This window comes from Shewanella schlegeliana (assembly GCF_016765635.1).
In the GTDB taxonomy this organism is placed as follows: domain Bacteria; phylum Pseudomonadota; class Gammaproteobacteria; order Enterobacterales; family Shewanellaceae; genus Shewanella; species Shewanella schlegeliana.
Map to the genome: position 1 here is coordinate 151,449 of NZ_JAESVD010000012.1, position 22,283 is coordinate 173,731.

The following is a 22,283-nucleotide window of genomic DNA, read 5'->3' on the forward strand; positions in this document are numbered from 1 at the left end:
AAAATTGCCCCAATCAGATAATAGAAGCTTTAGCACCTTAATTTTAAGCGGCAAAAGTTCTTGGCCATGCAACACATTGATAGCCAGAAAAGGAGGAGTAAAATTTTGATTCTCTATAATGAGTTTAGCGTTCACCAATCACCTGCAACATAACTTATGCGCAGTTGATAACCTCTTCCAGTAACTCATCGGATACATCGCTGTAGATCCCTGCTTGGCCAATGCCTTCGGGTAACACCAATCGTAATTGTCCTTTGAGCACCTTCTTGTCTCGGCGCATATGCTTAATGAATTGTTCAAAATTCATTGTTTCTGGAGCTATTGTGGGTAGGTCGAATGCCGCTAATAGTGCTGTAATGCGACAAACTATTGACTCATCCACTAATCCAAGCTTATTTGAGGTTATTGCAGCAAGGACTGTGCCAGCGGAAACAGCTTCACCGTGCAGCCAAACTCCGTAGCCCATTTCGGCTTCAATAGCGTGACCAAAGGTATGACCAAGATTTAACAGTGCCCGTACGGCCTGTTCGGTTTCATCTTTTTCGACGACTTCCGCCTTGATTTCACAGCAACGGCTAATCGCATACTCGAGCGCATCTTTATCCAGAGACTTTAATGCTTCAACATTGTTCTCAAGCCATTGGAAGAAATCTGCATCCCAAATAATGCCGTATTTAATCACCTCTGCCATACCCGCTGCGAATTCACGCTTAGGTAATGTACTTAGGCAATTTGTATCAATTAACACACACTTAGGCTGATAGAAGGCACCTATCATATTTTTACCTAGCGGGTGATTAACTGCGGTTTTGCCGCCAACAGATGAATCGACCTGAGATAAAAGCGTTGTAGGGATCTGAATAAAATCGATGCCTCGCTGATAACTGGCCGCCGCAAAGCCTGTCATATCACCAATCACACCTCCGCCAAGAGCGACTAACACCGTATCTCGACCGAGATTTTGCTCTAACAATGAGGTGAAAATCGCGTTCATCTGCTCAAGGGTTTTATACTGCTCACCATCAGGCAGAATGACAGGTTTGACGCACGCGAAATCCGACAGCATAGCTTCTACCTGTTCGAGATAGAGAGGCGCAATCGTTTCGTTGGTGACAATAAGGATGTTTTTAGCTTGAAGATAGCGAGCTAAAAGCTCGCTACTTCTAAACAAATTCTGGCCTATTTCGATGGGATAACTACGTTCTCCGAGTTCAACCAGAACTTGCTTCGTCATATTAAAAACCTAATTGTTCAATAATTTGGTTTGCAACAACTTTGGCGCTTTGCTCATCAGTCTTAACGATGACATCTGCAATCTCTTCATAAAGAGGATTGCGCACCTCGGCTAGACTCTCTAGCACTTCTCTTGGGTCATCGACCTGTAGCAATGGACGACGCTTATCTCTTTGCGTACGTGCAACTTGCTTATCGATAGTCGTTTCAAGGTAAACAACGATGCCGCGTGCAGAAAGATTGTTACGGATCTCTTTGCTCTGAATCGAACCGCCGCCAGTTGCTAATACAATACCTTGCTTTTCGGTTAAGTCTGCAACAACCTGCGTTTCGCGGTTGCGGAAGCCCTCTTCACCCTCAACATCAAAAACCCATGCGATATCAGCACCTGTGCGGTTTTCAATTTCTTGATCTGAATCGTGGAACTCTAAGTGCAGCATCTGCGCCAGATGACGGCCTATAGTGCTTTTACCAGCCCCCATAGGGCCTACTAGGAAAATATTACGTTTTTCGGCCATTGATTTATACGTCTGAATCTTATTGAAGTTTGCCTACGCCAACCCAAATAACGAGAGTTGACCTTTAATGTTACCTTGCTCTATTGAGACTTGACCGCTGATTATCTCAGCTAAATGCCATCTATGGCAAGCGAGTAATGCATTTCTATCAAAAATGTATCGACCAAAATGACAAAGCCAGCGCCAATTACGCTGGCTTTTAAAATATCTATTCGCTTACAGTGCTTCTGATACGATCTTTGGCGTAACGAAAATTAATAACTCTTGGCGCTCATTCTTATCGGAGGTATTTCTAAACATGAACCCAAGATAAGGGATGTCACCCAAGAGTGGAACCTTACTGACTCTGCTAATGAGCTGCTGCTGGTAAATCCCGCCCAACACAATCGTTTCACCATGGTCCACCAGCACTTGAGTACCAATCCGTTGCGTATCAATCGATACCGCCTGCCCTGTTGGGGTATCGACCGTTTTTCCCTGAGAATCTTGAGTGATCTCAAGATCCAGAATCACTCGATTATCAGGGGTGATTTGCGGAGTCACACGCAATGATAATACCGCCTTCTTAAAGGTTACGGTCGTAGCACCACTCGAGCTTGCCTCAACATAGGGGATCTCAACACCCTGTTCGATAAATGCTGCTTTCTGATTTGAGGTGGTAATACGGGGGCTGGCGATAATCTCACCCTTATTTTCCTGCTCTAATGCACTTAACTCAAGATCGAGCACGGTACCATCGGCAAGTTTAGCCACATGAAATGCGATGCTCGTAGGGTTCGCCACTGCTGCAGGCAAATTCACGTTTAAACGGTCATCTAAGCCAGGAATGATACCATTGGCAATATCCCCCGCTCCTTCAAGGCTACCTGAAGTTCCTTTGTTACCTTGTTGGTCGGTTACCCCCCAACGCACACCAAGATCTTCTGAGACATCATCTTTTACCGTCACCATGCGGGCCTCAATCAGTACCTGCTTGATCGGTACATCCAACACTTCAATCAAGCGGTGAACGCTCTCTAGTGTATCTTCGGTATCTTTAACTAATAGGGTATTGGTACGCTCATCGACAGCGACACTACCACGCTTAGTTAGCAGGCTTGAATCTTCCCCTTTAAGCAGAGCGGCAATATCTTTTGCCTTAGCATAGTTAATCTGCAAGTACTCAGAATAAAGCGGTGCAAGCTGTTTCACTTCCTGCCTATTCTTAAGCTCTTGGGTCTCTCGGATAGCAATCTCCTCGCTTGGTGCAACCATCAAGATATTACCTTCGATACGCTTATCTAACCCCTTTGCCTGCAGGATAAGGTCAAGCGCTTGGTCCCAAGGCACATCATCGAGCCTTAGCGTGATATCACCTTCAACAGTGTCACTGGTAACTAAATTAAAGTTATTGTAATCAGCGATGATCTGTAGAACTGTTCTAACTGAAATATTCTGGAAGTTTAGTGATAGCGAGCGGCCATCATATTTCTTTTCTTCCTTAACGATACTCATGCGCTCGGCTTTCTTCATGGTTAATTTGAATACGTCGCCATCTTGCTGATAGTTATATTCATAGTTACCGCCGATATCGATAAGGAAGCGCGCCGTTAAGTCCTCTTTAAAAGTTTCAAAACTCTTTACTGGCGTGGCAAAGTCATAAACATCCATCACATATAAAAAGTCGCTGTTAATATCAGTGTTATATAACTTAAGCTCGAGCTTAGCTCCGATCTGCTCTACGTTAGCAGCAACAGAGCTATTATTTAACTTAACCAGTAACTCACCACCACCGTCTTGAGTACGACGAAAATCGATACTTTCAATGCTGTTAACGAAAGCATTATTGCCTCCAGAGTTTTGACCCGCAATTTCATCATTAATCGTTAACCGGTAAGTATTTCCGACAACCCTTCCCTGATAAGGTTTAATCTCATCAAGACCGACAAAAACTTGTAAATTGCTGCCATTAGGTACGGTACTCACCGTTTCCACGCCCACAGTCTTAATCGGCAGGGTCTGCTTCTCTAATGCTGAAATCGTGTCATTAAAACCTAGAATAATCTGTGCTGGCGAAGCCTTAAGATCAATATCGGGCTCTTGGATGTCATCCTCAAATACCAACTGCAATTCGAGCTGGTGATCGACTACCGCATGGTACTTAACATCGACTAATCGGTTCGCGGCTAGTGAATGCTGAGTCATACCGAGGATTAATGCAAAACCAATAACTGTCTTGTATAGAGACATTATCTTAAAGCTGGCCTTTGGCGTAATTGAAGATCTCATTGTTCCCTCAGTCATCTCTTATTATTCTCCAGTCAATTCCATACTGCTATTACGTTCCGTCCAGCAGCCAGATCCATCTGGGATTAATTCTATAATTTCGACAGTTTGCGGCGTTACTTTGGCAATTTTGCCATGGTAGAGGCCCAAAAATTGACCTACTCCTAAACGATAAACACTGCCATCGGTTGTCTCTAATAAAGCCCAAATCTCTTGTTGCTCGCTCAGGGTCCCTCGCATCTTCAAATTATCTAACGCATAGGTTTCTAATCGCCCTTTACGACGTTTAAGATCCGGTTGTAAACAGTCCTTAGTTGTATCGATAACCTCTTCAGTTAATTCTCTTGAAGGTGGCACATAAGGACTTCTCATTAAATCTGCTTGATAAGCAAAATGCTCAAACTTCGGTGTTTCTTTTAACGGAGGAATATGCGCAACATGCTGGGCTTTTGTTGTGGTAACAAATAACTCAAGATCGCTTTTATCACCAATACAACCAGCCAATAAGACACTTATCATTAAAAGCGGTAGCAATTTCATCATTTCGCTGCCCCTTGCTTGCCTTTTGCTGGCAATTCCGCGCCCTCTTTAAAACGATAGGTCTTGGCGAGAATATCCATTCCCAGATCGCCGGTATCATTTCGTTTAATAACAAAGTCATGCAGACTTACAATTCGCGGTAATTTCGCAACACCGCCAACGAGATGGCCTAGCTCGTGGTAATCACCACTAACAACGATTTTGATAGGGAACTCAATATAAAAATCACGAGGGATCTCAGACTCCCAATCTAAGCTATTAATGTTCAACCCTGAGTCTGTCGCGACAAAAGTAATATCATCGAGTAAACCTGGCATCTCATTTTTTGAAGGTAGCATCTTTAACAACTCTGCAAATTGCACCTCCATCACCGCAAGCTGTTCACGATACAATTTTAGATTAGCCGCTAGTTGATACTTGGCCTTGAAGTCATCCTTTAACTGTTGCTCTTTTTGCTGCTCGGCATTAAACGTGTCTAAGGCATCTGAGATAAATAGAAAGTAACTGCCTACAAATACACAGACTGCCAATAACACTGCAAAAACGACTTTAACTAACTGTGGCCAGGCGCCGATGTTCTCAAAATCGATATCGTTAAATTGACTTAGATCGAGGTTCATATGCTTGCCTCCTCAGTCTTTATTTCATCGCCGTTAACGATGGTCACCCGTAGAGTAAAACGTTGTAACAGCCTTAACTCTTCATTTTGTGCCTTAATGGATTGCATGTTAGGGTCTTGCAACCAAGATGAGGCTGCCACCTTTCTCATCATATTTGCGACGTTATTGTTAGACTCACTGCGACCCTCAATCCACAACATACTGCCTTTCTTTTCTATGCTCGACAGGTAGATCCCTGGCGGCACAACACGAACTAATTCATCTAGAACATGGGTTGGTAAGTTTCTAGATTGCTGTAAGTCCAAGATAATTTCGGTACGTCTTTCGATATCTTTCTTGCGAGTACGAATTTTGGTGATCTCAGCAATTTGTGAATCGAGTAGTTGGATTTCCGACTGCAGATAAGCGTTACGACTTTTCTGTTCATCGACAAACATATCGATAGTCATTAGTGACAAGTAAACCACTAAACCAGAAACCAAAAAAACTAACGCCAATATGCCTGTATAATCTCGTTTCTGCTTTTCTCTTGCCTCTTCACGCCAAGGTAATAAATTTATGTTCGCCATTCTGAATAGCTCCTTAGCGCCAATCCACAGGCCAACATATATTTACTAATTTGAGGCTGTAAATGCGCCTTAATGGCATCATCTGCATGCAAGCAGCCTTGGAAAGGGTCGGCAATTATCGTATGAACCCCTAGCTCATTGGTCATTAGGTTAGCCATACCTTCAAGCTTCGATGTACCGCCACAGAGCACGATATGATCGATTTTATCTCGACCGCTAGAGGTACAGTAAATCTGCAGTGTTCTTTTAATTTGTTGTAGCAGCTGGGTTTGAAAGGGCGATAAGACTTCAAAAACGTAGTTACGCGGCAGTTCACCGTCTAGCTTTGCTTTCTCAGCCTGCTCATAGGTCATGCCATAAAAGGATAGAATTGATTGGGTAAACTGTTCTCCACCAAAGGCTTGTTCGCGAACAAATGTCGTTTCACCATTTTCAACAACTGAAAATGTGGTGATGTTGGCGCCAATATCCACCAGCGCGACCACTTTATCGCTAATATCTTTGGGTAATTGCCCCGCGATCATGTCAAAGGAGCGCCCCAATGCATAGCCCTCAACGTCGACCACTTTAGCCTCTAGATTAACCGCATCTAAGGAGTCACTTAAGCTATCAATATTTTCAGTTCGACATGCACTCAACAGCACATCAACTTTTGTTGGATCGGTGCGATTTGTACTTAAAGTTTCAAAATCGATATTTACTTCATCGAGGGAGTAAGGAATAAGGTTATCGGCTTCAACTTCAATCTGCGCCTCCATCTCTTCTTCACTTAAGGCCGAATCCATGTAAATAACTTTGGTCATTACAGCAGAACCGGAAACAGCAACAGCCGCATATTTAGTAGACTTAGGTAATACTCGCTTTATTTGTTTTAACGCATCAACAACAGCTTCACTATCACGAATTTCATGATCATTAATGGCTCCCTTTTTCAAAGGAACCGCTGCATGGCTTATTATTTTATATCCATCAGCTGTCTTGCTCAGCAGTATTGCTTTTACCTCATGGGAGCCAACATCTATCCCAACCATCTGCGGAGCCTGACGCTTCCAAAAATTAGAAAGCATAGTCCAAAGTCACTTTTATAGTTATTGTATCCAAAGTAGATTAGCACAAAATCAACTCGTTATAACTATTTGTACAAAATGTTTCCGCATTTTACAATCGCCATTTTTTTGACTTTAAACACACACTTGTTCATAACGATGGCGCGACCCAAGTTTAAATTGGGTTACATTTACAATACAACTACTATATCTGCTATTACCTTCTCGGTTGTGACGTAAAAACAGCATTAACTGCTCATTGAAGAGCCATTAAAATTATCTAAAAAATTGAAAATTAATTTAATTACCCAACAGAATGGCGCTCAAAATATAGACAGCGCTCACTTTAAAGAAAATTGCTAAAAGTTTATCTGGTAACAAGACTTCACCATTTCCTGCTTGGCTTATATACTATTGATCTTATTTTTTAGTTCTTGGAATATTTTGGTGAAGTGGTTTAAACGACTATTGATAGCTTTCTTTAGCCTAGGTTTGCTTGGCATCGGAGCGATCATTGCAGCTTACTTTTATGTGCTGCCAGATCTACCCGATGTCACAACGTTAAAGACTGTGAAATTACAAACACCACTTCGTATTTATAGTAGTGATGGCAAACTGATCTCTCAATTTGGTGAGAAGCGCCGTATTCCACTAACACTAGATGAGGTTCCTAAGCCTCTACTACAAGCGTTTATCGCGACTGAAGACGCACGTTTCTATGAACATAGAGGTATCGACCCAATCGGTATTTTACGTGCCGCATCAGTCATGCTAACCACAGGCCAAAAGAAGCAGGGTGCGAGTACTATCACCATGCAAGTTGCGCGTAACTTCTTTCTAACCCGCGACAAGACCATCATACGCAAAGTAAAAGAGATCTTTATCTCGATCCATATTGAGCAGCTGCTCACTAAGGATGAAATCCTAGAACTGTATGTTAACCGTATCTACCTAGGTCAACGCGCCTACGGTGTTGGTGCTGCCGCACAGGTTTATTATGGTAAAGAGGTCAGTGAACTGACTTTACCAGAGATGGCCGTCATCGCCGGCTTACCTAAGGCTCCATCGACACTGAACCCAATTACTTCAAAATCACGTGCTATGGCTCGTCGTAATGTTGTTCTGATGCGGATGAATGAAGTCGGCTATATCAGTAATGCAGAATATCAAGCCGCAGTTGCCAGCCCTATTACCGCTAAATACCACGGCGCCGTAATCGACCTGTATGCTCCCTATATTTCTGAGATGGCGCGTGATTACTTAGTTGCTAAACTTGGAGAAGAGGAAGCCTATACAGGTGGCTATGATATCTATACCACCGTTGACTCTAAGCTACAGCTCGATGCTCAAAAAGCACTACGCAATAACGTGTACTCATATGATGAGCGCCACGGCTATCGCGGCAGAGTAAAAGAGCTTTGGACCACGACAGCGCTTGAGCCTGAAGAGATCACCGCCAAACTAAAACAAACTGGAGCATTCCAAGGCATGTTCCCTGCGGCCGTGCTCTCTGTTGATGAACAAACTGCAAAAGTGATGAACGCCAAAGGTGAAACCATCGAACTTCCTTGGGATGGCATCAAGTGGGCACGTAAATTTATCACCAACAAACGTCAGGGTAAGGCACCTAAACTCGCATCTGACGTATTAAAGCCCGGTGAGCAGATTTGGATCCGTAACAATGGTAATTTCTGGCAGTTAAGCCAAGTACCATTGGTTGCGAGTGCCCTAGTCTCTCTCGATCCACATGATGGCGCGATTCGTAACTTAGTTGGCGGTTTCAGCTTCTATACAAGCCAATATAACCGTGTGACTCAGGCTAAGCGTCAGTTAGGCTCAAACATTAAACCTTTCATCTATAGTGCAGCACTGGAGAAAGGCTATACCCTTGCCACACTAATTAACAACGCACCAATTAATAAGCCAGATACAAGGCAAGGCACTGCTTGGCGCCCTAAAAACTCACCCGATGTTTATGGCGGCCCAACTCGTCTACGCGTAGGCTTAGCACAATCGATCAACGTGATGTCAGTTAGAGCCATGCGTTATGCAGGCCTAGATGCCACCATTGCAGAGTTAGTAAAATTCGGCTTCGATCCTGCCGATTTACCACGCAATGAATCGATTGCTTTAGGCTCACCATCGGTAACCCCACTACAAGTAGTCACCGCGTTTTCAGTGTTTGCTAACGGCGGCTACCTAGTCGAACCGTACTTTATTGAACGCGTAGAAACCGCTAACGGTGACATTGTAGAGCAGGCTAATCCAACTCTAGCCTGTAAACCTCCTATTGCAGAGCAAGCAATCACAGAAGACCCATTCGCCGCCATGGCAAATGAACTTCAGGCAAGTACTGCAACGCAAGAAATGCAGCCTGCCGAAAATAAAGCACTGCAATGTGGCGGTCCTGGAGCACGATATGCACCACAGATTATTTCTGAGCAAACGGCCTTCTTAGTCACCGAGGCGCTTAAGAGTGTAATTTGGGGTGGCGGTGATTGGAGTAAAGGTACCGGTTGGAACGGTACAGCATGGCGCGCAGCACGAGTGGTTAAGCGTCGTGACATAGCTGGTAAAACAGGTACGACGAACGAATCACGCGATACTTGGTTTAGTGGTTTCAACCCGAAACTAGCCACTACCGTATGGGTTGGTTTCGACGACCATAGCCAAGAGCTTGGCCGTACAAGCTGGAATGCAAACGGCGCTAAGGATCAGATCTCTTTAGCGGAAGCGGGCGCTAAAACTGCAGGCCCAGGTTGGAATGAGTTTATGAAGGATGCGTTAGCGGGTACGCCAGAGGTGCCAACGTCAGTACCCGAGGGTATCGTATCCGCACGAATCGATCTCGCAACCGGTAAACTGGCACGTAAAACCGATTACACCAGTAAGTTTGAGTACTTTATTGCCGGCACAGAGCCAACTGAATACGTAACTGAGCAAGAAGATAACAGCGATATTTTTATCGACGAGCCAGATGACGATCTATTCCAGTAATCCTTATCAATAAACATAAAAACGCGGTCGCTCAATAGAGTGACCGCGTTTTTTTATACTGACAAACCAAGCTCAATTACCCTATCGCTATTAACTCTGCTTCTTCACGACTAATGCACTACGCACCTGAACTAAAGAGGTGCCACCTAGAGCTTCACGTTTGGCTAAGCAAGACTCAATGGTCAAGCAGTCATATACATCAGCCTGAATCACTGCACTAAAGGCTTGCAGCTCTGTTAAGGGCAAATCTTCTAGTGGCGTTTGTTTAGCAATAGCACTCACAACAGCTTCACCTACAACGTGATGCGCTTCTCTAAACGGCATTCCTTTAGCAACAAGGTAATCTGCAAGCTCGGTCGAATTGGCATAACCTTGCTTTGCAGCACTCAGTGTTTTCTCTCGATTCACCTGTAGCCCACTTAATACCAGTGCAGCCATCTCTAGACAGATAGACCAGCTATCCATCACATCAAACAGTCCCTCTTTGTCCTCCTGCATATCCTTGTTGTATGCAAGTGGCAATGCCTTCATGGTGGTTAAGATCCCCATCAAAGCGCCGTAAACACGACCCGTCTTGCCTCTAATCAGCTCCAATGCGTCAGGGTTTTTCTTCTGCGGCATCAATGAAGAACCCGATGTCACTTCATCGTCAAGCTCAATAAAACCTGCTTCACCACTATTAAAGAAGATCAGATCTTCAGCCATCCGACTCAGATGCATCATGCTAATAGAGGCATCACTACAGATCTCAATCACATGATCCCTGTCTGAGACCGTATCTAAGCTATTGAGTGTCGGCGAGGCAAACCCTAAAGATTGAGCCAGTTTTACTCTATCCATCGGATAGGCCGTTCCAGCTAATGCTCCCGTACCTAGAGGGCAGGTATCGGCACGTTTTAGCGCATCTTGCAGACGACTAATGTCGCGCTCAAACATCTCAACATAGGCTAAACACCAGTGACCAAACAATACCGGCTGAGCTCTTTGCAGGTGTGTATATCCAGGCATGACAGCATCAATCTCACGCTCAGCAAGCTCAATCAGAGCAGCTCTTAAGTTGGTGAGTAAAGTCAGTAATTGCTCACCCTCTTGCTTACACCAAAGCTTGAGATCGGTTGCCACCTGATCGTTACGTGAGCGTCCGGTGTGTAACTTCTTACCTAAGTCGCCAACCTTATCAATCAGCGACTGCTCAACAAAACTATGGATATCTTCAGCACCCGAGGCGATGATCAGTTCGGGACTATCTTTGGTTTCAGCCAGTAATTCATTTAGTGCTTGATGCAGCTCAGTACACTCTTGCTCGGTCAGAATACCTACTTGTTTAATGGCACTTGCCCAAGCGATTGAGCCGACAATATCTTGCTCAATGAGGCGAAAATCCACAGGTAATGAGTCGTTAAAAAGTTTAAACAGTGCACTGCTCTCTTGGCTAAATCTGCCGCCCCATAATGCCATTTTGACTTCCTCTTTAATCTGAGGCGAAACCAGACTTCGCCTTTTAACTCTATCTTTATAAAGCGCTAACCCAATAATGTTAGCGCTTACTTACTCTCAGGAACCAAAAGCTTACTTCTGGCTATGCAGCGCTCTAATGCGGCTCGAAAGCGAATATAAACGAATGAAGCCTTCCGCATCTTTTTGGTTATAAACATCATCGGCACCAAAGGTCGCAAACTCCTCTGAATACAAGCTATTTGGAGAACGCTTCTTCACTACGCTGGCTTGGCCCTTATACAGCTTGACCACAACCTCACCATTAACCAGATCGGCTAGAGGCTTAGATGCTCCCAGTAGCGATTCACACAATGGAGTAAACCAACGACCGTCATAAACTAAGTGTGCCATCTGCGCACCAACTTGCTCACGCCACTCACGACTAGTTTTATCCAGCACTAATTCTTCAATCGCACGCAGTGCAGCAAACATCACTGTGCCACCCGGCGTTTCATAACAGCCACGAGACTTCATGCCCACCAGCCTGTTTTCGGTAATGTCGATTCTGCCGACACCATGGGCCCCCGCAACTTCATTCAAGACCATCAGTGCCTTGTAAGGCGACAGAGCTTCACCGTTCACCTTAGTGATCTTGCCCTGCTCAAGCTCTAGAGAAACATATTCAGGCTGGTTTGGCGCATCTTCAGGTGCCACAGTCATGGTCCAAACCCCTTTAGAAGGCTCGTTCCATGGATCTTCAAGCTCGCCACCTTCATGAGAAATATGCCAAGCATTTGCATCACGGCTGTAGATCTTGGTCGCCGAAGCGCTGGTCGCGATATTACGCACGGCAAGATAGTCCAGTAGATCTTCACGGCTTACCATCTCCCACTCACGCCACGGGGCAATCACTTTAAGATCAGGCGCTAATGCGGCAAAGCATCCCTCAAAACGCACCTGATCGTTACCTTTACCAGTACAACCATGGCAAACAGCATCTGCACCGACCTTACGCGCAACTTCAACCTGCGCCTTAGCGATAATCGGCCTCGCCATTGATGTACCTAGCAGGTACGTTCCTTCGTAGATGGCGCCAGTGGCAATCGTTGGATAGATATAATCAGCCACCAGCTCCTCTTTTAAATCGACGATATAGCATTCCGAAGCACCTGAGGCGATGGCTTTCTCATACAAACCTTCTAGCTCGGCATCGCCCTGGCCCACATCGGCACAAAAGGCTACGATCTCGCAGTTATCATAGGTCTCTTTTAACCATGGGATGATCGCCGAGGTATCTAAGCCACCTGAATAAGCCAGAACAACCTTTTTAACGCCTGAGTGATTACTTACTGCTGAATTTTCAATAGACATCTTAATTTCCTACTAACTGTTTTTTATGTCGATCCGCTAGTGCAGATTGATAGTTGTTTTTCTTGAAATAATTAGCTTAAAAGCGTTACCAGCACTGCATTTTGAGCGTGCATTCTGTTTTCGGCTTGATGCAAGATAAGCGAGCCTTCGCCATCGACGATCTCGGCAGTCACTTCAACTTCTCGATAAGCGGGTAAGCAGTGCATGAAATGTTTCGCCCCTGCTTTTTGCATCAACTGAGCATTAACCTGATAGGGTTTAAACTTGGCCTCGATCTCTGCCATCGGCGTTGAATCTCCCATCGAGATCCAAGTATCTGTGTAGATAGCATGGTGATCGCTAATTGCCTCAATATCTGAGCTTAAGATTAACTTGCCACCGTGTTTTGCCGCGAGTTCCTGCGCTTCACAAACCACTTTGCCATCAGGGAAGTGGCCCGGAGGGCAGATCACAGTTAACTGCGCCCCTAGAATTGCCGCTCCAAACATCAAGGAGTGAGTCACGTTATTGCCATCTCCCACATAGGCCAGTTTCACCTTGCTCACATCACCATATTGCTCGGTTAAGGTCAGAAAATCCGCTAAGCCTTGGCAGGGGTGGTAGAGATCGGATAGAGCATTAATCACAGGCACAGTGCCATGCTCTGCTAACTCTTCGATAGTTGAGTGTAAAAATGTACGCGCAACAATCGCATCCGCCCAGCAGGAGATATTGGCCGCAAAGTCTGAAACAGGTTCTCGCTTACCCAGTGCGCCATTTTGTTGATCCAGATACAAGCTGTGGCCGCCAAGCTTATTGATGCCGATATCAAAACTCACTCGCGTTCTCAGCGATGGCTTTTCAAATAACATCACGACACTCTTGCCCTCTAAGGCATGCTTATATTCGTCAGGATTAGTCTTAATATTTTGCGCCAATGCCAGTAGGTCGAGTAGTTGCTGCTGGCTTAGATCTTTAATCGATAGTAGGTGTTGCATAAAACTTGTCTCCTAAGGTTGGATCTGTGTGCCAACGGTTTCACCCTGGCATAATGCAATTAACTGTTGTGCATGACGCCAAGAGGCTATCTGTACGGCTTGTCCCATGGATTCTGCAACATCTAATGCAGCCTCCACTTTGACCTTCATTCCTTTCTCAATAACTCCAATCTTGGTTAACTCATTAACCTGCTCTCTGTTTAAACTATTAATGAGTTGCCCTTTACCATCGAGAACCCCAGAAACGTCAGACAACAAGACTAAAGAGCCAGAAACCAACTTAGCTAACGCTGTTGCCGCTTGGTCAGCATTGACGTTAAGCATCTGTCCCTCATCACTAATGGCAATAGAACTCACAATCGGCATCCAGCCCTTGGCTAGAACGAACTCCAAATAGCTAGCATCATTTGGTTCAACTTCCCCTACCAACCCCAATAGCGGATCTTTAATCTTGGCGTTCATCATGCCAGCATCGGCTAGGCTCATGCCCAAGCAAGTTACGCCTGCCTTCATCGCTGCTGCTTGAAGAATTTTATTGGAGGTACCGGCTAAGGCTCCGACAACAACAGGGATCTGCGCTTCAGGTGTCACCCTTAAGCCATCCAGTTTTTCAGTTGTCATACCGTTCGCTTTTAACTGCTCATCAACCAGACAGCCACCGCCATGGACCATAACAAGTGGCTGACCATTTGCGATAATCTTGGCCGCCGCTTCCATTAACCGTGCCATACCCATTTCGCACTGCAGTAAAGCGCCGCCGACCTTGAGCACCATCACTGGCTTGGTTGCCACACTGTTTAGCTCTGCTTGCTTCATCATAAATCCCCTTCAGACTGTGTTACCGAACAACCAAAATGAATCTTTATGCACTGCAAAGCTTGGCTCGCAGCCCCCTTCATTAAATTATCAATGGCGCTGGCTACCACTAAATATCCTGTCTGTTCATCGTACTTCCACCCTAGATGGCAATAGGGAGTTAGCACCACATCATCTACCTTAGGAAATTGATTTTGTTTTACCGTGATAAGCTCAGCATTGTCGTAACACTGATAGGCTTTCTCAATATCATTTTCAGTGGTTCCAGGCTTTAATTTGACCGTAATCGTAGCCAAGATCCCGCGCTTAAAGTTGCCTAAGTGAGGAGTGAAGATAACCTCTTTTTCTAACTGAGTAGCTATCTCCGGTTGGTGCCGATGACCGAGTACGCCATAGGGGGTTAAACTCACTTCACAGAAGCTGGTGTGAAGCTGCGCTTTTCTACCCGCCCCTGTTACACCGCTTACCGCATTAATCACAGGCAACAGATCAGTTAATAGATGAGAGAGTGGTTTTAACGCAGTCAGCGACGCCGTTGGATAGCAACCCGGCACCGCTATCATCTTACTCGCCACAATTTGCTCGGCATTCCATTCGGCCAATCCATATACTGCTTCGGCTAGTACCTGTGGATATTCATGAGTAAAACCATACCACTTAGGATATTGCGTCACATCGGCAAACCGATACGCGCCACTCAAATCAAATACGGCTATACCTTGCTGATAGAACCAAGCGGCCAGATGCAGGCTCACACTATGGTCGGTCGCCAGCACCACCGCGTCGGCAGTTTTAACAATGGCTGCTTTTGCCTCTTCAGTTAGAGGGTTTAGGCTCAATGCTATCTGGCTATATGCAGGATAAAGTTCGGCAAGAGCTTTACCCTTGTCGAGGCTATTTTCAGACACATATAGACCTTGAATCGACAGGCTAAGGTCTGCATGAATAAGAGAGGTGAGCTGCGCGCCTGTGTATCCACTGGCACCAATAATGGCTATATTTTTCATAGTCTATGACTTTAAAACCTTAATCTTGAATTGAGATGACGAAACGAAAAAAGAATGGGCACAACTTAAGCCCTGGCAGAACACCATTTATTGACAAGATTATCGTCGCAGGAAGTGGGTACAAATAACCTTAATGATTATAGTTTGAATAAGACTGAACATATTAACTCTCATTAATCAGACCAACGAAGTGTGGTAGTTACCTTAGCTGTTTGATAGACTAACACGCAAAATTAATTATGCAATATATTTGAATATATATTTAGGTATTTTTTAATGAAAACACTTCCAGATATAAAAAGCAGTTTTAGTCAACTTATCGCCACGCCTTCAATTAGCGCCCTTGAAGCCGAACAAGATATGAGCAACATAGCTGTGATCGAACTATTGCATACTTGGTTTACTGACTTAGGTATGCAGTGTCGCTCCATAGCCGTTCCAGCAACCCGTAACAAACACAACCTAGTGGCATCGTTTGGTCAGGGACAGGGAGGCTTACTACTAGCAGGGCATACAGATACCGTGCCTTTTGATGAAGGGCGTTGGAGCCAAGACCCTTTTTCGCTAGTAGAGAAAAATAATCGCTGGTACGGCCTAGGTAGCTGTGACATGAAAGGCTTCTTTGCGCTCACTCTGGAAGCATTAAAAGAACTGCCAATGGATAAATTTAAGCGCCCACTGCACATACTCGCCAGCGCAGATGAAGAGACCACCATGAATGGAGCGAAAGCCTTTGCAGCTGCAAAGTCCATTGCACCAGACTATGCCATCATAGGTGAGCCCACTGGTCTCAAGCCTGTTTATATGCATAAAGGGCATTTCACCCAAGGGATTAGAGTCACGGGTCGAAGCGGCCACTCATCGGATCCAGCAAAAGGCCTCAATGCCATCGAGGTCATGCACTTAGTGACAGGCCAGCTACTCAAGCTAAAACAACATTTAGCCGAAAATTATCGAGAAGATGCCTTCAGCGTACCCTACCCAACCATGAATTTCGGTCATATCCATGGTGGCGATGCAGCAAATAGGATCTGTGGCTGCTGCGATCTGCATATCGATCTTCGTCCAATCCCCGGTCTTGGCCTGGAAGATTTGGAGCTAATGGTTGCCAACTACCTTGAACCAATATGCAGTCAATACCCAGGGTGCATTCAAGTCGCCCCCTTATATCCAGGCTCTGAGCCTTTTGCCGATAACAAAGAGGGCAGCTGGACACAGCTTGTTGCAGAGCTTAGTGATAGTCAGCCTGAAGTGGTTAACTACGCCACCGAAGCCCCCTATATCAGTCAATTGGGTTGTCAAACTCTAGTGCTCGGTCCCGGCAGTATCGAGCAGGCTCATCAACCTGATGAATTTTTAGATATTGGTTATATTGAGCAAACAAAAGATCTATTAAAAAAGCTGATTTATCATGCATGTATAAAGTAAATTATTAGTTTTTATCCTGCTTATAGAGCAAAGCTAAGTCGGGCCTTATCAGGCTGAAAATAAAAAGTGATGTAGAGCACAATCATGGTCGATATTTCAAACTCGAACATTGCCTAGCACAGCACTGCTAGGTATTGTGAACTATTAGCTTACCAATATGGAGCACGTATGGTAGACATGTATGCCTCGCTAAGGTCCAACGTTGGAACCTTAGGGCAGATTTTAGGTGACACAATCCGCACCGATCTGGATGGCAATTTCCTAGATAAAATTGAACAAATCCGTCATCTTGCAAAAAGCTCACGCCAAGGCGATGATGCAGCTCGCGAAGAGATGCTTACTCTCCTATCTTCTTTAAGCGATGATGAGCTCGTTCCTTTTGCTAAAGCTTTTAACCAATTCTTGAATCTGGCGAATATCGCCGAGCAGTTCCATACGATTAGTCGCAACTGCGATGAATTAGTCTGCGTTCCCGATCCTGTAGAGCAGCTATTGGGCCGTATGCTAGGTGGCAATATTGATAAAACCAAGGTGTTAGAATGTTTGAAAACACTCGACATCGACTTGGTTCTCACCGCTCACCCAACAGAGATCTCTCGACGCACACTGATTCAAAAGTATTCGGCAGTTATTGATGCACTAGGGGCACTTGAAAATCCGCAGCTGACCGAGTTAGAGAGAAAGCAGCATCATTTACGTCTACGTCAGCTTATTGCACAGATCTGGCATACCAATGAGATCCGCCATGAGCGACCCACTCCTGTAGATGAAGCACGCTGGGGATTAAGTACCATCGAGGCTTCTCTATGGCATGCAATCCCAGATTTCCTTAGACAGCTTAACCAGCAGGTCGAAGAACGCACTAATACCCAGCTACCTATCGATATCGCACCAGTAAAATTCTCAAGCTGGATGGGCGGTGATCGCGATGGCAATCCATTTGTTACCTCAACGGTGACCCAAGAGGTTCTCGACCGTAACCGCCATACCGCCGCACGCCTGTACCTAAAAGATGTCGTTCTACTCGTAAACGAGCTATCAATGGAGGGGGCGAACGAAACACTGCTTGCCTATACCAACGATAGTAAAGAACCATACCGAGTAGTATTGAGGGTTCTACGCCAAAAGCTTCGAAACACCATCGACTACCTCAATGCAAGACTCGAAGGCCATCAGCCTGAAGTCAATCCAAGTGAGATCATTTGGAATGAGAACGACCTAAAAGAGCCTTTGATGATGTTATATCAAAGCTTATGTGATTCAGGCATGAGCCTTATCGCTAACGGTTTATTGCTCGATATGCTACGCCGCATCGCTTGCTTTGGTATTCATATGCTAAGACTCGATGTTCGCCAAGATGCCGAGCGTCATGCCGACGTGATTGCCGAACTGACTCGCTACCTTGGCATGGGTGACTATGCTCATTGGGATGAAAAAGAAAAACAGGCATTCCTACTACGAGAACTCACAGGTAAACGCCCTCTTATCCCAGCTAACTGGCAAGCATCTGCAGAAGTTGAAGAGGTATTAAAAACTTGTCGACTCATCGCAACTCAGCCAGCTCAAGCCATGGGCTCTTATGTTATCTCTATGGCAAGTCAACCATCAGATGTCTTGGCAGTACTGTTACTACTAAAAGAAACTGGCTGCCCACATCCTATGCGTGTAGTGCCGCTATTTGAGACCTTAGATGACTTAAATAATGCCTCAGACTGTATGTCGGCTTTGTTTGCCATCGATTGGTATCGCGGCTACACCAAAGGCATTCAGGAAGTGATGATTGGCTATTCTGACTCAGCCAAAGATGCCGGTGTTATGGCAGCAGCATGGGCACAGTACACAGCCCAGGAAAAGCTAGTTGCCATCAGCCAAGAAGCCAATATAAAGCTCACCCTGTTCCATGGCCGTGGTGGTACTATCGGCCGCGGCGGCGGACCCGCTCACCAAGCGATCTTGTCTCAGCCTCCAGGTTCCGTAGATGGTCGCATCAGAGTCACAGAGCAGGGCGAGATGATCCGCTTTAAGTTTGGCCTGCCTAAACTCGCAGTGCAGAGCCTGGCGCTTTATACCTCTGCGATCATGGAGGCGACACTACTGCCTCCACCAGAGCCTAAGCCTGAGTGGCGCCAATGTATGCAGCGGCTTGCCGACGAATCGGTTTTAGCCTATCGCGCTATCGTTCGTGAAGAGCCAGACTTCGTGTCTTACTTCCGCGCCGCAACACCAGAAATTGAACTAGGAAAACTTCCGCTTGGTAGTCGCCCTGCGAAACGTCGGGTTGATGGTGGTATCGAGAGCTTACGTGCAATCCCTTGGATCTTCGCTTGGTCTCAAAACCGCTTGATGCTTCCAGCATGGTTAGGTGCAGGTGAAGCACTAAAGGCCGCATCGGAGAGAGGGGATTTACCACTACTGCAGGAGATGGAAAAACACTGGCCATTCTTCAAGACTCGAATTTCAATGCTAGAGATGGTTTACGCAAAAGCTGAGCCTAACCTGTCTAAGTTCTACGAGACTAGCCTAGTTCCCTCAGAGCTACACCACCTTGGTGTACAACTCAGAGAGCGCTTAGCAACGGGTGTCGAAGCTGTACTTGAGTTAACCCAAGCAGAAAGCTTAATGGCCCACACGCCGTGGAATCGTGAATCGGTAGAGCTTAGAAACCCCTACATTGATCCACTAAACTTCCTCCAAGCAGAATTGTTAGCGAGAACCCGTAGAGAGGAAGAGTCCTCTCAAAATGTTGAACTAGCATTGATGTTAACCATAGCTGGCGTCGCAGCCGGAATGAGAAATACAGGTTAATGAAATTACTAAAAGTGGCGCTTGCTAGCGCCTTGCTGCTATTGACTGGCTGTGTCAGTCAATACAGCATCACAGACAAAGAACTAGAAGCTTATCTTAACGATGAGATGCACTTTCAGGTAAAACAGGGCAATCAGATCTTCGGAATTGATCTGCACGTTAATGACATTAAAGTTACCCTAGGTGAAAAACCAGATACTATGGCGGTATCAGCGGTGACTATCGTTAATGTGCGCAATCCTATGATGCCAATAAGCGCAAACCTTGTTGCAGAGTTTGAAGCTGAGCCGTGGTACGACGCAACTGACCACAGTGTTCACCTGCGTAACTTACAGCTCGTTAAGGTGGAATCCAAACCTAAGGATATTGAGAAAGCAATAGGCTCAATAGCTCCGCAGCTAATGAACTTTTTGACTCAGTTTTTAGAAACTAAACCAGTGTATGTATTAGATACTAAAGAGTCTAACCAAGCACTTATTGCCGGTATAACCAAGCGAATCGAGGTTAAACCCGGTAAGCTGGTATTGGTTTTTGAAGACTAACGATAAGTAATTAGTTCACGATTAAAACTAAAAAGCAGGCTCCTATTAGCCTGCTTTTTTTATTATTTTCCAAGAGTTATTTTTCAAAGCGGCCTATCGAACCATAATCGACAATAACAGCTTGGCCTAATAACTCTCTTCTTAGCATATCGAACGCTACGGCTGTACTTAAGCTACGCACCAGATCACGAGAGCGCCTTGGAAGCTTAATCATCTGGCTGTAAACGCCTTCTTTGGTTGCAAGAGCAATGGCAACCGAGCCTACAGGCTTATCTTCCGTACCACCAGTTGGGCCAGCAATACCGCTTGTCGCCAACGCAAAATCGCTATCTAAAATTCCTCTTGCTCCCATTGCCATCTCTTCTACCGTAGCGATAGAAACAGCGCCATGGACATCCAAGGTCTCAGGTTTAACGCCCAACACTCGAACCTTAGACTCGTTGCTATAGGTAACTAAACCTTGATCAAAATAGGATGAACTTCCAGAAAAACTGATCAGCTGACTAGCTAGCATGCCGCCAGTACAAGACTCAGCAACACTTAGACTTCGTCCTGAATCGACCATTAGAGAGTGGATCTCTTCGGCCAGACTTTTCTTGTCATCAGCAACGATAGCATCCCCCAATATGGAGCGGATCTGCGTTTCAATTCTATCAAGTTGGCCAATTGCGACTTCACCACGAGCAAAAAGTTTAATCTCAATATGCGGCATAAAAGAACGATAGCCGATGGTCATCCCACTAGGAAGCGCAATACACTCAAGCGTATCGGCAAGCGACGACTCCCCTTGACCTAGGGTGAGATATTTCCTTAATGCAACATCTCCTGCAATTTCAAATCGCTGTTTAACAAAAGGAATAAACTGCTCTTTAACCATCTGTTTAAATTCAAAGGGTACGCCGGGAGTGAAGAACAACCAAGCACGGTTAAGCTTTACAGCGAAGCCACAGGCAGTACCAACAGGGTTATCTATCATAATGGCAGTCTCAGGTAGCAAAGCTTGCTTGAGATTACTCTGAGGCATTACTCGACCATTACGGGTAAACCAATCCTCCAACCTTTCACGCCAAACAGTGTTCTCTACTAAGCTTTCTCCTTTAGCCAAAGCCATCGCTTCACTTGATAGATCATCGCTGGTAGGCCCTAAGCCGCCGTTAACTAAGATGATATCAGCCTCAAAGCTACGTTCTTTAAATACTGAAACGAGATCTTTTAAACGATCACCAACGGTCACTCGTCTTTGGCATTCAATACCATGCTCCATCATGGTATTGGCAAACCATGCAGCATTGGTATCAACTATCTGCCCCGCCAACACCTCTTCACCCGTACAAATCATTTCCAGCTTCATTCGACAATCCTTAGCGCCCTCATTGCAGCTAAACTATGAAAGCTGAGCAGTAATAGCAAGAATCAATTGTGATTATTTCTGCTCTCAATGTGAATAATGAAGAGAAAAGGTTTATACCATCCCATTGATTGCAAACTGCAATTTAGGTGAGCGCATATACGAAAAAAGCCCGTTGCGTTAGCAACGGGCTTTTTTCGCTTCTCTTTCGAGAATCCTGTTTTGTCTTCACTTTTACAAAAGTGAAATAAAAGTGGCGCCTGGAAATGGCCAGCTTCGAGACCATTTATATGCATCCTGCATAAATGCCATTCCCTACATCCTGTAGGTCACTAGCTCTCCGCGTTCACCTCATGTATCAAACTTCGTTTGATAAGCACAAGGGCTTCCCCCTACTATCACATGGGGGCGTAGAGGTTGCGCTTTATGTACGTAGTACATTGCAATCTCGTAGCGCGCAGCAGCTTTGCTGCTAGCTGGGGAACCCGCTCAGCGTCGGGGGTAGGCATTTATGCCTACTTAAGTGAATAAGTTACCTTAACGGATAACTGCATTTTAGATGAGTTAACGTTCAGTATTTTACAAACACCCAAACGCAAAAAAGCCACCTTATTCAGGTGGCTTCTCTACTTAAATAGGCGCCTGGAAATGACCTACTCTCACATGGGGAGACCCCACACTACCATCGGCGATACTGTGTTTCACTTCTGAGTTCGGAATGGATTCAGGTGGGACCACAGCTCTATGGTTTCCAGACAAATTTG

At 45.3% G+C, this 22,283-nt stretch carries 17 protein-coding genes and 1 rRNA gene; 4 read left to right on the forward strand and 14 right to left on the reverse strand.

The genetic code is table 11. The features are described 5' to 3' along the window. Nucleotides 1-154 precede the first annotated feature (154 nt). The 7 genes from aroB to JMA39_RS18335 form a co-directional block, all read right to left on the reverse strand. Nucleotides 155-1,234 (reverse strand): 3-dehydroquinate synthase, encoded by a 1,080-nt coding sequence (aroB, locus tag JMA39_RS18305; protein ID WP_202723318.1) that lies wholly within the window; start codon nucleotides 1,232-1,234, stop codon nucleotides 155-157. A gap of 1 nt (nucleotide 1,235) precedes the next feature. Continuing rightward, a complete protein-coding gene (gene aroK / locus JMA39_RS18310) occupies nucleotides 1,236-1,751 on the reverse strand; it encodes a shikimate kinase AroK (protein ID WP_202723319.1) in 516 nt (171 codons plus the stop codon). 216 nt (nucleotides 1,752-1,967) lie between these two features. Continuing rightward, nucleotides 1,968-4,019: a type IV pilus secretin PilQ gene (locus tag JMA39_RS18315; RefSeq protein ID WP_202723320.1), complete on the reverse strand. Its 2,052-nt coding sequence runs from the start codon at nucleotides 4,017-4,019 to the stop codon at nucleotides 1,968-1,970. A gap of 21 nt (nucleotides 4,020-4,040) precedes the next feature. Next, on the reverse strand, nucleotides 4,041-4,556 hold the full coding sequence (locus JMA39_RS18320; protein WP_202723342.1) for a pilus assembly protein PilP: 516 nt from the start codon (nucleotides 4,554-4,556) through the stop codon (nucleotides 4,041-4,043). Then, nucleotides 4,556-5,176 carry a type IV pilus inner membrane component PilO gene (locus JMA39_RS18325; protein WP_202723321.1) on the reverse strand — a complete coding sequence of 207 codons (621 nt, stop codon included), beginning with the start codon at nucleotides 5,174-5,176 and terminating at the stop codon, nucleotides 4,556-4,558. The genes JMA39_RS18320 and JMA39_RS18325 overlap by 1 nt, the downstream gene beginning before the upstream one ends. After that, complete coding sequence (locus JMA39_RS18330; protein WP_202723322.1) at nucleotides 5,173-5,745, reverse strand: PilN domain-containing protein; 573 nt, start codon at nucleotides 5,743-5,745, stop codon at nucleotides 5,173-5,175. Before JMA39_RS18330 ends, JMA39_RS18325 begins: the two co-directional genes overlap by 4 nt. Continuing rightward, nucleotides 5,733-6,812, reverse strand: a complete 1,080-nt coding sequence (locus tag JMA39_RS18335; protein WP_202723323.1) for a pilus assembly protein PilM — start codon at nucleotides 6,810-6,812, stop codon at nucleotides 5,733-5,735. Before JMA39_RS18335 ends, JMA39_RS18330 begins: the two co-directional genes overlap by 13 nt. A gap of 426 nt (nucleotides 6,813-7,238) precedes the next feature. Here JMA39_RS18335 and JMA39_RS18340 point away from each other — a divergent pair, with 426 nt between their 5' ends. After that, entirely contained in the window at nucleotides 7,239-9,788 is a 2,550-nt protein-coding gene (locus JMA39_RS18340) for a penicillin-binding protein 1A (RefSeq protein WP_202723324.1), read from the forward strand. A 90-nt stretch (nucleotides 9,789-9,878) separates the two neighbouring features. Here JMA39_RS18340 and argH read toward each other — a convergent pair whose 3' ends face one another. The 5 genes from argH to argC all read right to left on the reverse strand — a co-directional run bounded on the left by argH (nucleotide 9,879) and on the right by argC (nucleotide 15,396). Beyond that, nucleotides 9,879-11,246, reverse strand: a complete 1,368-nt coding sequence (gene argH, locus JMA39_RS18345) for an argininosuccinate lyase (RefSeq protein ID WP_202723325.1) — start codon at nucleotides 11,244-11,246, stop codon at nucleotides 9,879-9,881. Nucleotides 11,247-11,357: 111 nt separating this feature from the next. Beyond that, nucleotides 11,358-12,596 (reverse strand): argininosuccinate synthase, encoded by a 1,239-nt coding sequence (locus JMA39_RS18350; RefSeq protein WP_202723326.1) that lies wholly within the window; start codon nucleotides 12,594-12,596, stop codon nucleotides 11,358-11,360. A gap of 71 nt (nucleotides 12,597-12,667) precedes the next feature. Further along, nucleotides 12,668-13,573: an ornithine carbamoyltransferase gene (locus JMA39_RS18355; protein ID WP_202723327.1), complete on the reverse strand. Its 906-nt coding sequence runs from the start codon at nucleotides 13,571-13,573 to the stop codon at nucleotides 12,668-12,670. A 12-nt stretch (nucleotides 13,574-13,585) separates the two neighbouring features. Beyond that, on the reverse strand, nucleotides 13,586-14,389 hold the full coding sequence (gene argB, locus JMA39_RS18360; RefSeq protein WP_202723343.1) for an acetylglutamate kinase: 804 nt from the start codon (nucleotides 14,387-14,389) through the stop codon (nucleotides 13,586-13,588). After that, nucleotides 14,389-15,396: an N-acetyl-gamma-glutamyl-phosphate reductase gene (gene argC, locus JMA39_RS18365; protein ID WP_202723328.1), complete on the reverse strand. Its 1,008-nt coding sequence runs from the start codon at nucleotides 15,394-15,396 to the stop codon at nucleotides 14,389-14,391. The genes argB and argC overlap by 1 nt, the downstream gene beginning before the upstream one ends. A 276-nt stretch (nucleotides 15,397-15,672) precedes the next feature. Here argC and argE point away from each other — a divergent pair, with 276 nt between their 5' ends. From argE to JMA39_RS18380, 3 genes are all read left to right on the forward strand, one after another. Beyond that, entirely contained in the window at nucleotides 15,673-16,824 is a 1,152-nt protein-coding gene (gene argE / locus JMA39_RS18370) for an acetylornithine deacetylase (protein WP_202723329.1), read from the forward strand. A 168-nt stretch (nucleotides 16,825-16,992) separates the two neighbouring features. Continuing rightward, on the forward strand, nucleotides 16,993-19,629 hold the full coding sequence (gene ppc / locus JMA39_RS18375; protein ID WP_202723330.1) for a phosphoenolpyruvate carboxylase: 2,637 nt from the start codon (nucleotides 16,993-16,995) through the stop codon (nucleotides 19,627-19,629). Beyond that, entirely contained in the window at nucleotides 19,629-20,171 is a 543-nt protein-coding gene (locus tag JMA39_RS18380) for a DUF1439 domain-containing protein (protein ID WP_202723331.1), read from the forward strand. The genes ppc and JMA39_RS18380 overlap by 1 nt, the downstream gene beginning before the upstream one ends. A gap of 76 nt (nucleotides 20,172-20,247) precedes the next feature. Here the strand turns inward: JMA39_RS18380 and JMA39_RS18385 are convergent, their stop codons facing one another. Together JMA39_RS18385 and rrf are read right to left on the reverse strand one after the other, a co-directional pair. Next, nucleotides 20,248-21,522 (reverse strand): CinA family nicotinamide mononucleotide deamidase-related protein, encoded by a 1,275-nt coding sequence (locus JMA39_RS18385; protein WP_202723332.1) that lies wholly within the window; start codon nucleotides 21,520-21,522, stop codon nucleotides 20,248-20,250. A 637-nt stretch (nucleotides 21,523-22,159) separates the two neighbouring features. Next, nucleotides 22,160-22,275, reverse strand: a 5S ribosomal RNA gene (rrf, locus tag JMA39_RS18390). Nucleotides 22,276-22,283 lie beyond the last annotated feature (8 nt).

Excerpts from the sequence above, each read along its gene's own strand:
- aroK (WP_202723319.1), bottom strand. The coding sequence starts at position 1,751 with ATGGCCGAAAAACGTAATATTTTCCTAGTAGGCCCTATGGGGGCTGGT.
- aroB (WP_202723318.1), bottom strand. The coding sequence starts at position 1,234 with ATGACGAAGCAAGTTCTGGTTGAACTCGGAGAACGTAGTTATCCCATC.
- argC (WP_202723328.1), bottom strand. The coding sequence starts at position 15,396 with ATGAAAAATATAGCCATTATTGGTGCCAGTGGATACACAGGCGCGCAG.
- argE (WP_202723329.1), top strand. The coding sequence starts at position 15,673 with ATGAAAACACTTCCAGATATAAAAAGCAGTTTTAGTCAACTTATCGCC.
- JMA39_RS18315 (WP_202723320.1), bottom strand. The coding sequence starts at position 4,019 with ATGAGATCTTCAATTACGCCAAAGGCCAGCTTTAAGATAATGTCTCTA.
- JMA39_RS18385 (WP_202723332.1), bottom strand. The coding sequence starts at position 21,522 with ATGAAGCTGGAAATGATTTGTACGGGTGAAGAGGTGTTGGCGGGGCAG.
- argH (WP_202723325.1), bottom strand. The coding sequence starts at position 11,246 with ATGGCATTATGGGGCGGCAGATTTAGCCAAGAGAGCAGTGCACTGTTT.
- JMA39_RS18355 (WP_202723327.1), bottom strand. The coding sequence starts at position 13,573 with ATGCAACACCTACTATCGATTAAAGATCTAAGCCAGCAGCAACTACTC.
- JMA39_RS18325 (WP_202723321.1), bottom strand. The coding sequence starts at position 5,176 with ATGAACCTCGATCTAAGTCAATTTAACGATATCGATTTTGAGAACATC.
- JMA39_RS18330 (WP_202723322.1), bottom strand. The coding sequence starts at position 5,745 with ATGGCGAACATAAATTTATTACCTTGGCGTGAAGAGGCAAGAGAAAAG.
- argB (WP_202723343.1), bottom strand. The coding sequence starts at position 14,389 with ATGAAGCAAGCAGAGCTAAACAGTGTGGCAACCAAGCCAGTGATGGTG.
- JMA39_RS18380 (WP_202723331.1), top strand. The coding sequence starts at position 19,629 with ATGAAATTACTAAAAGTGGCGCTTGCTAGCGCCTTGCTGCTATTGACT.
- JMA39_RS18320 (WP_202723342.1), bottom strand. The coding sequence starts at position 4,556 with ATGAAATTGCTACCGCTTTTAATGATAAGTGTCTTATTGGCTGGTTGT.
- ppc (WP_202723330.1), top strand. The coding sequence starts at position 16,993 with ATGGTAGACATGTATGCCTCGCTAAGGTCCAACGTTGGAACCTTAGGG.
- JMA39_RS18335 (WP_202723323.1), bottom strand. The coding sequence starts at position 6,812 with ATGCTTTCTAATTTTTGGAAGCGTCAGGCTCCGCAGATGGTTGGGATA.
- JMA39_RS18350 (WP_202723326.1), bottom strand. The coding sequence starts at position 12,596 with ATGTCTATTGAAAATTCAGCAGTAAGTAATCACTCAGGCGTTAAAAAG.